Source organism: Anaerococcus sp. Marseille-Q5996 (assembly GCF_946893725.1).
Lineage (GTDB): Bacteria > Bacillota > Clostridia > Tissierellales > Peptoniphilaceae > Anaerococcus > Anaerococcus martiniensis.
Window position 1 is genome coordinate 1 of record NZ_CAMPPE010000003.1, and the last position, 13427, is coordinate 13427.

Annotated in this window: 13 protein-coding genes and 2 rRNA genes; all 15 read left to right on the forward strand. The window is 31.3% G+C overall.

All coding sequences use genetic code 11. The features are described from left to right. Positions 1 to 119 (forward strand): 23S ribosomal RNA (locus tag OC526_RS04390); the annotation flags it as partial. Between the two features lie 175 nt (positions 120 to 294). Further along, positions 295 to 411, forward strand: a 5S ribosomal RNA gene (gene rrf / locus OC526_RS04395). Positions 412 to 1424: 1013 nt separating this feature from the next. After that, positions 1425 to 2534, forward strand: coding sequence for a GH25 family lysozyme (locus OC526_RS04400; RefSeq protein WP_262122378.1), 1110 nt, complete (start codon positions 1425 to 1427; stop codon positions 2532 to 2534). 14 nt (positions 2535 to 2548) lie between these two features. Beyond that, positions 2549 to 2773 (forward strand): YdbC family protein, encoded by a 225-nt coding sequence (locus OC526_RS04405; protein ID WP_262122379.1) that lies wholly within the window; start codon positions 2549 to 2551, stop codon positions 2771 to 2773. Between the two features lie 94 nt (positions 2774 to 2867). Next, entirely contained in the window at positions 2868 to 3929 is a 1062-nt protein-coding gene (locus OC526_RS04410; RefSeq protein WP_262122380.1) for a cysteine desulfurase family protein, read from the forward strand. A gap of 110 nt (positions 3930 to 4039) precedes the next feature. Next, a complete protein-coding gene (locus OC526_RS04415) occupies positions 4040 to 4714 on the forward strand; it encodes an ABC transporter ATP-binding protein (RefSeq protein WP_262122381.1) in 675 nt (224 codons plus the stop codon). After that, entirely contained in the window at positions 4701 to 5462 is a 762-nt protein-coding gene (locus tag OC526_RS04420; protein WP_262122382.1) for a hypothetical protein, read from the forward strand. Before OC526_RS04415 ends, OC526_RS04420 begins: the two co-directional genes overlap by 14 nt. Then, positions 5452 to 6363 carry a hypothetical protein gene (locus OC526_RS04425; RefSeq protein ID WP_262122383.1) on the forward strand — a complete coding sequence of 304 codons (912 nt, stop codon included), beginning with the start codon at positions 5452 to 5454 and terminating at the stop codon, positions 6361 to 6363. The genes OC526_RS04420 and OC526_RS04425 overlap by 11 nt, the downstream gene beginning before the upstream one ends. After that, positions 6360 to 7040, forward strand: a complete 681-nt coding sequence (locus OC526_RS04430) for a response regulator transcription factor (RefSeq protein WP_262122384.1) — start codon at positions 6360 to 6362, stop codon at positions 7038 to 7040. The genes OC526_RS04425 and OC526_RS04430 overlap by 4 nt, the downstream gene beginning before the upstream one ends. Further along, a complete protein-coding gene (locus OC526_RS04435) occupies positions 7040 to 8224 on the forward strand; it encodes a sensor histidine kinase (RefSeq protein ID WP_262122385.1) in 1185 nt (394 codons plus the stop codon). Before OC526_RS04430 ends, OC526_RS04435 begins: the two co-directional genes overlap by 1 nt. A 39-nt stretch (positions 8225 to 8263) precedes the next feature. Continuing rightward, on the forward strand, positions 8264 to 9367 hold the full coding sequence (gene mnmA, locus OC526_RS04440) for a tRNA 2-thiouridine(34) synthase MnmA (RefSeq protein WP_262122386.1): 1104 nt from the start codon (positions 8264 to 8266) through the stop codon (positions 9365 to 9367). 19 nt (positions 9368 to 9386) lie between these two features. Then, positions 9387 to 10301, forward strand: a complete 915-nt coding sequence (locus tag OC526_RS04445; protein WP_262122387.1) for a helix-turn-helix domain-containing protein — start codon at positions 9387 to 9389, stop codon at positions 10299 to 10301. An 83-nt stretch (positions 10302 to 10384) separates the two neighbouring features. After that, positions 10385 to 10519 (forward strand): hypothetical protein, encoded by a 135-nt coding sequence (locus tag OC526_RS04450; protein ID WP_262122388.1) that lies wholly within the window; start codon positions 10385 to 10387, stop codon positions 10517 to 10519. A gap of 133 nt (positions 10520 to 10652) precedes the next feature. Then, positions 10653 to 11855 carry a CAMP factor family pore-forming toxin gene (locus OC526_RS04455; protein WP_262122389.1) on the forward strand — a complete coding sequence of 401 codons (1203 nt, stop codon included), beginning with the start codon at positions 10653 to 10655 and terminating at the stop codon, positions 11853 to 11855. 208 nt (positions 11856 to 12063) lie between these two features. Further along, complete coding sequence (locus OC526_RS04460) at positions 12064 to 13416, forward strand: hypothetical protein (protein WP_262122390.1); 1353 nt, start codon at positions 12064 to 12066, stop codon at positions 13414 to 13416. The last annotated feature ends 11 nt before the right edge of the window (positions 13417 to 13427 follow it).

The following is a 13427-nucleotide window of genomic DNA, read 5'->3' on the forward strand; positions in this document are numbered from 1 at the left end:
GAAGCAACCCTCAAGATAAGATTTCTAAAAGTACGTAAAGAAAATACGTTAGATAGGTCCAAGGTGTAAGTGCAGTAATGCATTAAGCTAATGGATACTAAACTTTAAATCTTGACTGGAAATATTGATTGCTATTGCTTGTCCCTAACACTATTTTACTAAGTAAAATGGATGGTAGGTCAGCCGCCAGAATTCTTCAAGGTGCGTTAAGCAGCTTGAGTACAATTTACGGCGTGTTTTAAAGACAAGATAAAGGTTCAAACAAAAACTTAACCATTGAGGTTAGGTCAAGAATACAGTGGCGATGGCGCTAGGGATACACCTGTTCCCATACCGAACACAGAAGTTAAGCCTAGCAACGCCGATGGTACTCGGAGGGTGACCTCCCGGTAGAGTAGGAAGCTGCTGAATAAGACAAGCCCGTCCGGCTAATGGAGGACCCTCCATGGAATGGTCGAGCGAAGCGAGAGACTTAGTCTTTTGACTAAGTCTTTTTTAGTAAAAACAAATACACCTGTCACGAAAAGTCGCCTTCTACGAAGGCTTATCCGCGCTCCCGCGCTACTTTCCGGGGCAAATATGCCAAATCAAGGCATATTTGCCTATACCGAACACAGAAGTTAAGCTTACTAACGCCGATGGTACTCGGAGGGTGACCTCCCGGTAGAGTAGGAAGCTGCTGAATAATTGGACTTAGTCTTTTGACTAAGTCTTTTTTAGTACAAATATACACCTGTCACGAAAAGTCGCCTTCTACGAAGGCTTATCCGCGCTCCCGCGCTACTTTCCGGGGCAAATATGCCAAATCAAGGCATATTTGCCTATACCGAACACAGAAGTTAAGCCTCATTACGCTGATGGTACTCGGAGGGTGACCTCCCGGTAGAGTAGGAAGCTGCTGAATAATTGGACTTAGTCTTTTGACTAAGTCTTTTTTAGTACAAATATACACCTGTCACGAAAAGTCGCCTTCTACGAAGGCTTATCCGCGCTCCCGCGCTACTTTCCGGGGCAAATATGCCAAATCAAGGCATATTTGCCTATACCGAACACAGAAGTTAAGCCTCATTACGCTGATGGTACTCGGAGGGTGACCTCCCGGTAGAGTAGGAAGTTGCTAAATAAGACAAGCCCGTCCGGCTAATGGAGGAAAGTCCCCCGACATATTTGGGGCTCCATGGAATGGACGAGCGTAGCGAGAGACTTAGTCAATTGACTGAGTCTTTTTTTAGTAAAAACAAAAATATACCTGTCAAGGCATATTTAAGCTCGGTAGAGTAAGAAATCGCAAAATAACTTGAGAGCTGGTCAGATGACTAGTTTTTTTATTTTAAATCAAATTTCACAAATTTACCTTTATCTAATATCATTTGAAAAATCTAATTATTTATCCTATAATAAAGCTATTAATGAAAGGAATTTTTATGGTTAGTTTTAAATATAAAATTTTGGGTGTGGGACTTGCTCTTATTATTTTAAGTCCAAGCACTGCTTTTGCTGCAGAGATAATAAAATATGATGATTCTGACTTAGATCAAGTTTTTGTTGATAATAATATGGAGTATGATAAGAAAGCTGTTGAAGATCGTAAAAATGAGTATTTAGCAAATCCCAACAATGCTATTGCTCCTAATTATGAGGTTGAAAAAGTAATAATTACTGAAGAATTGACTGAAGATGATAATGGAGACATTGAAAAAACTGTGACTACGGAAACCCATTTAGAGGATACAAATCCATCACCTTTATATTCTAAAACTCCTGTTTATAAAAAAGTGGTAGATATATCTGAACATCAGAATCCTAAAAATATAAATTATGATAAATTTGCGGATGATATTGATGGGGCAATCCTGAGAACTTCAATTACCGATGCTAAAACCCTAAATATCCGCCACGATTACCATGTAAATAAGCACTATAATGAACTAAATAAACGTAATGTACCAATTGGTTTTTATCATTATTCACGTGCTATAAATGCAAGTGAAGCTGTAAGAGAAGCTAATTTTGTTTACGATTATATAAAAAATAAAAATGTTCTATTGCCGGTTTACATTGATATAGAAGATGATAATAGACAAGCAAAGGCAAGTAAGGGTGATATTTCTGCAGCTGCAGAAGCTTTTGTTACCTTTATGCAAGATAGAGGATATGTCAGTGGTATATATTCATATCCTTGGTTTGCCAATAATTATTTGACCCGTGATGTTAAAAATAAATATGAATTTTGGATAGCTGATTATAATTCTAAAGATTTTACTTCTTACAATAAATCAGACTTTTCATCTTGGCAATTTACCCACCAAGCTAGGGTAAATGGATATAATGGAAATGTTGATATGAGTGTGCATTATAAAGATTATCCTTATATGAAAACTGGTGTTTCTAGAAAACCAATGAATGTCTTGGTTGATGAAATAATTGCTGGCAAATGGGGAGTTGGAGCTGAAAGGCAAAGAAGACTTGTCTATGCTGGGTATAATTATGATATAATTCAAAAAGCTGTCAACCAAAGATTGGCAAATGCATAAAAAGGAGAATATAAATGGCTGAAATTAAATATGATATTGTTGAGACTCTTGGTGTACTTTCTGATAATGGCAAGGGTTGGACAAAGGAATTAAATCTTGTAAGCTGGAATGAACGTGATCCAAAATTTGATATTCGTGATTGGAATGAAGATCATACAAGAATGAGAAAGGGCGTAACCCTTACAAATGAAGAAGCAGAAGTATTATTTAATGTACTAAGCGAAGAATTTGGTGAATAATACTAGGACCTTAAGGATTTATTTCCTTAAGGTTTTTTATTGTCCAAAGCTTTAAAGCTCAAGCTTTTGAAGTATATTTAAAAAAGGTGATATAATGATTTATTTAGATAATGCAGCAACTGCAATCAAAAGAGAAGAAGTAATAAAATACATACTAGAACATACAAAAGAATTTGATGGTAATCCAGAAAGCACCCACGCTATGGGCCGAAATGCAAAGAAAATTTTGGAAGATTCACGTAAAAAAATTGCTGATTCAATAGGAGCCAATCCTAAAAATGTGATATTTTCATCGGGGGCTACAGAAGCAAATAATACTGTAATCAATGCCTTTCGAAACAAGGAGATTATTACAAGTGCCATAGAACATGATTCAATTTTAAATAGTATTAACAAAGATAATGCTATTTTGCTTGATGTTGATAAAAATGGACAAATTTCTGTTGATGATCTTAAAAGCAAAGTAAATGATCATACAAAACTAGTTGCAATTATGTATGTAAATAACGAAACTGGAGCAATCCAGCCGGTTAAAGAGATTGGAGACTACTTAGCAGATAGGGATATTTGGTTTCATATAGATGCAGTCCAAGCTTATGGTCACTTGGATATAGATGTAGATGAATTAAACTGTGACTCACTAGCAATATCAGGCCATAAAATTGGTGGACTTAATGGTTTTGGGGCACTTTTCTTAAGAGAAAATATTGACTCTTTTATGAAGGGTGGAGAACAAGAGAAAAATCGTAGAGCAGGCACATCCTTTGTGGCTGGGGCTTACTCAATGGCAGCTTCTTTTCCAAAGATGCTAGAAGAACGTGATCATATAAAGGAAGTTAAATCCTATTTTATAGAAAGATTGGAAAATACAAATATAAATTTTGAAATTAATGGGGATGTAGAAAAATCTTCTGCCCATATTTTAAATATTTATTTTCCTGACCAAAAGTCAGATTTCTTGCTTACATATTTAGATATGAATGGCATTTGTGTATCTGCTGGATCTGCTTGTAGGGCGGGTAGCTTTTTGCCAAGCCATGTAATTTCAAATATGTATGATGAAAATCGAGCAGAACATTCGGTAAGATTTTCCTTTGGTTATCAAAATACAAAAGAAGAAATAGATAAAGTTATAGAAGTTTTATCAAAATTATAGAATCAGCCAATATGGCTGATTTTTTTGTGCCAATATTTAAGGAAGATTTAAGCTTAGTTTAAGTTTAATCAAATGTTAGTATTTTATAATATCCATAAGGAGGAAGGGAAATGCTAACGATAAAAAACTTAAATAAAAAATTTGATAAAAAAATTATCTATGAAAATTTAAATTTAGAATTAAAACAAGGAGAAATCTTTGCCCTAATAGGTCCAAATGGTATTGGAAAAACTACCCTTATTCGCATGATGCTAGGGCTAGATAAAGATTATGAGGGAGAAATTGATAAGGGCCAAAATAAAATTTCTTATAGCCCAGAATCTCCAAATTTTTCAGAAATATTAACAGGTAAAGAATTTTTAGAGCTTATAAAATATCATCATGGATCAGATGATAATATTGGTCAATTAATGAAAAAAGTTGGACTTGATCCAGATAATAGAACTAAAATTTTAAACTATTCAAAAGGGATGCTTCAAAGGTTAGCAGTAGCCCAATCTCTAATTGGAAATCCTGATATAATTCTTTTGGATGAACCATCAAGTGGTTTAGATTTTTTTGGGCAGATGGCTATGCAAGATTTGATAAAGGGCTTAAAAACCTCGGACAAGGCAATATTATTAAACTCTCATTTGCTATATGATGTTGGAAAGATTGCAGATAGGGGAGTAATCATTATGGGTCCTAGTAATTTTAAAAAATTTTCTAAAGAGGATTTTAAGGAAAAATCACTAGCTCAGATATTTTTAGACTTTGCAAAGGAGATTGGCTATGAACCTCACTAAGTTACATATAAAGGAAAATTTAAGTAAATCTTCATTCATTATTTTTGCCATAATAGGGTTAATAATTACATTTTTAGCTAGAGGAATGAAAGTTACTGCCCCAGGAGTAAATACCAGCGGAGATTTTGGAAATTACGGTGTCCAATGGACGATAATTAGTCTAATATCTTCTCTTGCTTGTGTAACGCTAACGACTGGTAGTTTTAAAAACTATCTAAAAACTGACTTGCCAGATATATTAAAAGTACATGGGTTAAACTTAAATAAACAAATAAATCATATATTTAAGGCTAATGTAATTATTAGTATGATGATGGGTATCCTGCTTTTACTTGGATTGCTTATAAATATCTTAATAGAAAGACCTAAGATAAGTCTAATAGGATTTTTACTAGCCATTATAATTTACCTTTTAACAATATTTGTTGTAAATTTGATAATGGGAATATTAAACCTAATATTTAATTCTGCGGCAGCATCCTTATTTGGAATATTTTTTGTAATTGTTGGGGCGTTAAGAGGCATACTAACCTTTGTTTTGGAAATGCAAGGCGGACTTTTTGCTGAAATCTTGGTCAAAGTTCTATATATTTTCCCACCAATTAATGACTTGAGTAAGATTGCTCGCGATTTATTTTTAGGAGATTTTAATAATTTTGCATTAGTTGGTCAATGTTTGCTCTATGTTTGGATTTTGATTGGCTTATATTATTTAGTAAAGAAATGGAAGGTGGGAGATGAAAAATAAGATTATTTATTTTATTATTGGGCTAATATTAATTATATTTAATTACCAAAATCGTATCACTACTATTGATAATACTACCTTAGATTTACTAGAAGATGTAAATAATTATGATACGGAAAAACTATGGCCAGGATTTGAGAATAAAGACTATATGAAAGATATTAGGTATAATTCTTGTAAAGAGTATAGATATGATAAGGGAAATATTACTTTTAAAAATCCTGATCAACCAGTAGTAAGTATTGAAGCTTTAAAAGATGGTAATATTCCTTTAATAAAAGCAGTTCCATTTGAAAAATTTAGAGACATAGCCGACCAAGCTGGTTCATCAGGTGCAAATATAGAAGCAAAATATAAGTCAGTAATAATCCATGAATCATTCCACTGCTTTCAAATGGAACATGGGCTAAGTGAAGTGGCAGATATTAGTGATACAATTGATATAGAAGACCCAGATTATGAAAAATTTGTAGAAGCTTGTAAAAAATTAAATCAAGATGATACATATAAAAAACTCTGGGAAGATGAATATGAATCTTTACTATATTTATATGAAAATAATGATGCTAGCAAGTATAAAGAATCTAGGAGTAAACGATTTTCTTATGTGAAATCCAATTTTCCTGATGAATTTGATTATTTTAATAAACTAGTAACTTATAAAGAATTTATAGAAGGTAGTGCCAGATTTGTAGAGGAAAAATATATGGTAGACCTTTTAAATGACCTATATATCAATTATGAAGATAGGATTTTCTATAGTATTGATACCTCTCTTTATTCAGAAGGGTCATTAAAGGCGAAGATACTTGATAAATATTATCCACAATGGAAAGAAAATATAGATTTTTCTAGGGATAATAATTTTGATAAGATGTTTAAAAAAGGAAATATTTTGTGAATGAAAAAATTTTAGTAGTCGATGACAATGATGAAATACGTGATATAGTTAGGCTCTATCTTAAAAATAGCAACTTTGAAGTGTTTGAAGCAAAAAATGGAAAAGATGCCTTGAATTTTTTAAAAAATAATAAAATTTCTTTGATGATCCTAGACATAATGATGCCAGAAGTAGACGGGATAGAAGTTTTAAAAGCAATTGGTAATGACAGAGATTTTCCTATAATATTTCTATCAGCAAAATCTAGTGTAAAAGATAAGATAGAAGGTCTATACCTTGGAGCGGATGATTATTTATCAAAACCCTTTGACCCAGGAGAACTGGTGGCAAGGGTTATTGCACTTTTAAGAAGAAATAATCGAAAATTAAATAATAATATAGTAAAAATAGGAAATCTAAGTTGGGATAAGGAAAATAGACTTGTTTACAAAGATGATAATCTTTTGACTTTACGATCTAAAGAATATGAATTACTTACTATGTTTATGACAACCCCTGGCAAGGTATTTACCAAACAAGAAATTTACGAAAATTTATGGCAGGAGTATTATTTTGAAGATGACAATACAATTATGGTTCATATATCAAATCTTAGAGAAAAAATAGAAGATAATCCCAAAAGCCCAGCAAAAATAATTACCATAAGGGGATTAGGATATATGCTTAGGAAAGAATAATGAATACAAAAAAGAATATTTTTAAAAATACTATCATTTTTATAATAGTTTTTTTACTGTCTACAATTATATTTTTTGCAAGTCTATTAAAGATTTTAGATGGAGGCCGTTTTGAAAATTTATTCGGTGAATACATGCCCGTATCCGATAATATTGACGAAAGCTTATTAAACTGGCAAAAGATAGAAGAACTTGGTGGATCTGGTTTTGTAGTGGATGGGAACAAGGTAATAAGATCTTACAATAAAAAATATAATAAAGAATATTCTAATTCTCAGCTCTTAGATTTTGCAACAATAGATGGGAAAAATCAAAGCACTTTTGTCTTTAACACCTACGATGGAAATAAGTTTTTTTTAAATTATCCTAGCGATAAAGTTTCTACATCTATAAATATTAATTTAAACGAGGGCCAAAGCACACTTAAGACCAGTTTAATTGTTTTGTTGCTTTTAATAATTGGAATTTATATATTTATAATATATTTTATAGTTCGTTGGCTATCAAATAAGATAAGTAATGAATTGAGAGAGATATATAAAAAACAAGAAAAAGATAAGGATCTTTTATTTAAGGGCATAGCCCATGATGTAAAGACGCCTTTGTCAGTTATATTATCTTATAGTAGGGCAGTTGATGAAAATGTAATTGATAATGAAAAAAGAGAAGAATATCTAAAAGCAATAGGAAGAAATGCTGAGATTTTAAATCAAAGGGTAGATGAACTTTTAGAATTTTCAAGCTTAGATAATTTTTCTATTAGCAAAGAAAACAAAGATATTTTGGAACTTGTAAGACGATATGTCGGAGATAATTACTCATATTTTTTAGATAATAATGCAAGTGTAGAAATACTTTTTGATGAGAATGAAAAATATTTTGCCCTCGTTGATGAAAAATTATTTCAAAGGGTACTTCAAAATTTATTACAAAACTCCATAGACCATAATAAAGAAAATGTTATAATTTCAATTGATTTTATAGACGATAAACTTATCATAAAGGATAATGGTAGGGGCATAGACCCTAAAAATATAGAAAATATTTTTGACCCACTTTTTACCGAAGATTCTAGCCGCCAAGGAGAAAAACTTCGAGGTATGGGTTTATCTAATGTTAAAAAAATTTGTGAGCTTCATAACTGGCAAGTTTACTATAAAAATGGCTTTGTAATCAGCTTCTAAAATAGTATAGTATTTTTCTGATATATAGGGAGGGTGCTAATGAAAGATAAAAAAGATACAAAAGTAGTAGTAGGTATCAGCGGCGGGGTAGATTCCTCAGTTGCAGCCCTGCTTTTAAAAGAAGAAGGCTATGATGTAGTCGGAATATTTATGAAAAACTGGGATGACACAGATGAAAATGGTGTGTGCACTGCAGAAGAAGACTTCGAAGATGCAGTAGCCATTGCAAATCAAATCGGAATTCCTTATTATTCGATAAATTTTGAAAAAGAATATTATGATAGAGTATTTACCTACTTTTTAGATGAATACAAAAAAGGTAGAACTCCAAATCCTGACATAATGTGCAACAAGGAAATAAAATTTAAGGCATTTTTAGATTATGCTAAAAACCTAGGGGCTGATTATGTAGCAACAGGACACTATGCCAGAGTAGATAGATCTGGGGATGAAACAGTGATGCTACGTGGACTTGATAACAACAAAGACCAAACATATTTTTTAAGTCAATTATCCCAAGATCAAATTAAAGATGTATTATTCCCAGTAGGAGAATTACAAAAATCTGAAGTAAGAGAGATAGCAAAAAAATATAATCTTGCAACAGCAAATAAAAAAGATTCCACAGGAATTTGCTTTATTGGAGAACGCGATTTTAATGAATTTTTAAGCAACTATATGCCAGCCCAACCGGGAGATATTGTTGATACAGAAGGAAATGTTTTAGGAAAACACGATGGACTAATGTATCATACCATCGGCCAAAGACGTGGTCTGGGAATAGGTGGCGATGGAGCAGCTTGGTTTGTATGCGGCAAAGATTTAGAAAAAAATGAGCTTATAGTTTGCCAGGGAGCAGACAATCCACTTCTATTTTCAAATAAGCTATATGCTAGCGAATTTTCTACCTTCACAGATAAAAAAATCCCAAGAGAATTTGACTGTACAGCCAAATTTAGATACCGCCAAAAAGATATAAATGCCCATGTAAAAGTTTTAGATGACAATCATGTAGAAGTGACATATGATGATACCAAGGCAGTAACTCCTGGCCAAGCTGCAGTATTTTATATGGATGAAATTTGCATAGGATCAGCAATAATTGATGAAGTATATAATGGGGAAACTAAGCTAAAAGTTTAATTTTTGGAAAGATTTATTTATGATAATAGACAATGATTATAGTTTTATTGGCTCTGATATCAGAAAAATTAGAGAAGCAAAGGGTATTACTCGCAAGGAAATAGCTGAGAATATGTATGTTTCTGAAGAGACTATTAGGAGAATAGAAAAGGGAGAAAATGACCCTAGAATCTCTACTCTAGTACCTATTTGTAATTATATTGGTATTGATATCAAAGATTTAATAAATGATAGAGAATTTGAATATAATAATTTATTATCATTAAGAAAAGAAATTGGTGACTTATTAAATAATGCCTCAATTGACAAGGCAAAAATTTTAATTAGAAGCCTAGATGACTTGGATTTTTCTAAAAATTTAGCCCATGAAAAAGAATTATATGCTACAAAACATTATTTTAATGGATTGTTGGCTATAAAAAATAATAAAGAGGGATCTAATCCTTCTGATCAACTAGAAAATGCACTTTCAGATTTGAATACTAAATTTAAAATAAATAGATTTAAGAACTACAAATACGATGAGTTTTCTCTTAGGATTTTATTAGCCCTTGCCTTAAATGAATATAAAAAAGGAAATTTTGAGCTTTACAAAGACATTATGACCGAGATGAGTAGCTATATAAATTCAAACATTGAAAATTATTTTGTTTTTTGCTACAATTTAGCAGTTTTTTACACAAGAATTAAAAAATATAATCAGTCTCTTCAAATTTGCAATCAAGCCATTGCGGAGGCAAGATATGTAAAAGAAAATTCATATTTAAATATGCTTTATTATGCAAAGGGGATTAACCACCTATCCTTACACGAATATGATATGGCAAAAGAAAGTTTTGATTATTGTAAAGTATTAACGAACATATTTGCATCAGATATTATAAAATCTAGCTTGTCAAATCAAATTGACAGCTTACTAATAAAAAACAACTAATATAAAACATAAGAATCCACAAAAATGTGTATTTAAATCATTTTTTCTATATGCTACCATGTAAGCAACAAGGAGGTAGTAATATGAAAAAAATTAAAAAAGCTATAGTAGTCGCATTTTTATTAATGCTAGCATTTAACCTTAACCTAAATAAAAGCAATCAAGTAGCAATCGATGATCTTGATGAACACATCATCGATATATTTTACCTAGCATAAAAATTAGCATTGAAAATTAAGGCACATAGAAAAATGATTTATAGATAGAAGTATAGAGATAAATATTATTTCGTTTACCTCCTTAGTAAATAGCTTCTATTTGGAGATTAAACACATAGTGTAAGGAGATATTATGAAAAAAAATAAAGTATTAGTTGGCGCATTATCAATCACATTATTAACAAATACAATTTTACCAGCAACAAATATTGCTACAAAATCAAATACACCAATTGCAAGTGTTGCCTATGCTGCAAGTAATTCAAATGAATCACAAGAAGCTGTTGAAAAAATTAATTACTTAAAAGAATTAACTACTAGCCTTGAAAATATAAGTGGTGGCCTAGGAGGCAAACAAGTAAGCTGGCTAAAAGAATTAAATCACGCTGCTGATTTGATGACAAAAATTGTAAAAAGTGGAATAAATAGTGCATCTGAATTAAGAAATAAAATTATACCAAGAATTGACTTGCTAATAAATGTAGCAGAAACCATTACAGCTGATGCAACAGAGCTGGCTGATAGTGAACAACAAGCTCACATAATAGTTGGATTTTCAGTTACACGTGCCATACTTAAAGCAACAGATTTATTTGAAAACGCAGAAGGTCTAACAAAAGCATCAGAAAACTTGACAGCATCCCTAGAAAAAGCTCGCCAAGTGCCAAAACTAACCGAGGATTCAAAAAGAACCCACTATACTTTACAAAAACTTGATAAAGCCATTGCAAATGCTAAAGGAATAAGAAACAAAGAACTAAAAAATAAACTTGATCCAGCAATCCTAGCGGAAGTGGATATTTTAATCAGACAAGCTCAAGAAGTAAAAAGAAATACCTCATCAACTGTAGCTGAAGTTAACGCTATGACTCAAAAATTAAATGAAAAAATAGAACAAGCTATTTACGCCATTCCAGAAGGTGAAAGAGCTGCAAACAAAATTCAAAAAAGAGGACTTGAAAAAGATATACAGGCAGCCAAAAACCTACGTGACTTTAGCCTAAAAGGGAAAGTTGACTCATCTGTAATCAGAGAACTAAACAGAGAAATTACTCTAGCAAGTAGGGTTTTTAATAATAGCAAATCTACTTTACATCAAGTAGAGGCAGCTGATCAAGCAATTGTAGCCGCAATGAATAATGCACTTTCAAAAGCAGAAGAAATAGAAACAAAAGATGAAGAAATCCCAACTGAAGAAACTGCTCCAGAAGTAGAAGAAAACATAGATATTGAAAATGAAAGTATAGACGAAATAGAGTCTGAAACTGAAATTGAAAGTGATGATAAGGAATCGGAAGAAATAGAAGATACTGAAGCAATTGATGAAATAAACTAAATTGAAGAATAGTAGCATAGTAAAGCCTCTAATTGTAGAAAAATTAGAGGTTTTTTATTATAAAAAATTAATAAAAAAATCACAAAATTAAAGATTAAATATAGAATATAAATTATAATTTAACAAGTGATTGAATCATATTTTACGGGGTATTTTTTACATAAGTATAAAAGAAAACTTATACTTATAATATATCAAGGAGGAAGATATGAAAAAGTCACTAAAAGTAGCAATAATTACTTCACTATTATTGGTACCAACTACAGTTGTAAAAGCTGAGAATACTGACAATATAGTTCCAATTTCATCAGAAAATAAAATGGAGTTGAAAGAATACATCTTCCAAATTTTAAGTATTGATGAAAATGAAAACGTTAAATTAGTATATGTCGGCCAAGTTGATGGTAATTCATTTAGCAAAAATCTAAAGGATAACGTGAAATTAACCCTACCTAAATCATATTTTGATGAAGAGGTCAATGAAAAAGATAGAATTTTATTAAAATCTAATAAAAATCCTGAAGACCTAAATGAATTAGATATTAGCAAAGAAGACCTAAGCTTATACGAAAAGTATAAAAAACCAGAAAATAGAGAAGTAGACAAGGTTCCAGAAGATGCAACAGTAGGAACATTTGTTGTAAAAGAAGTAAATAATGAGGCAAATACACCTACAGCTGTATTAATAGATGAAAATAATCCTAGAATTGAATATGTAATTGATACTGATCAATTACGAGATGATGATGTAAAAGTAAATGATAGGTACAAAATCTACTGGAATGGAATAGCTTTCCAATCATTCCCAGCAAAATTTGGTGAAATTTATAGGGTTGAAGAACTAGAAAGTAAAAAACCTGATAATGACCCAACTGATGAAGTTCCAGAAGATGCAACAATTGATGAATTTACAGTTAAAGAAGTAAACAAAGATGGCAATAAACCAAGTGCTATCCTTTATAGTAATTCTGATAAATCAAGCGAATACTCTATCACTTTCGAACAACTAGGTGATGAAAATGTTAACGAAAAAGATAGATATAAAATTTATTGGGATGGAAAAGTTTTAAGCTCAAACCCAGCACAATTTGGAAAAATTTATAAGGTTGAAAAACTAGAAAAAGAGCAGACAGATAAAAAGAAAGAACTAGCTATCAAAATGTATGATAGTTTAGTACAATCACAGGCTGCATCAATTTTACTAGAAAAAGCTCCAAAAACTGTTGAGAGTATAAGAGATAAATTAGGTGATTACATGGGTAAAGCAAATGGGATTATGGAATATGCTTATTCAGTTTTCTTAACAGAAGAAGAGAAAAAAACTGGTAGTAGAGATTCAGCTATAATAAAGATGATGCAATATAAATATGATAAAAAATTAGAAAGTCCAAGTGATCAAGAACTGGCAAAATCAATATTCTTAAACACAATAAGTGCAAATGCTGGTAAAAAATTACTAAATGATTTTCCAAATTTATCAAAAGGTATCTCAAAGGAATTAAAAGCAAATGTAGAAAAATCAGATGAGATTATTAACAGAGCTTTAAAGAACCTTAAATAAAAATAAATAAT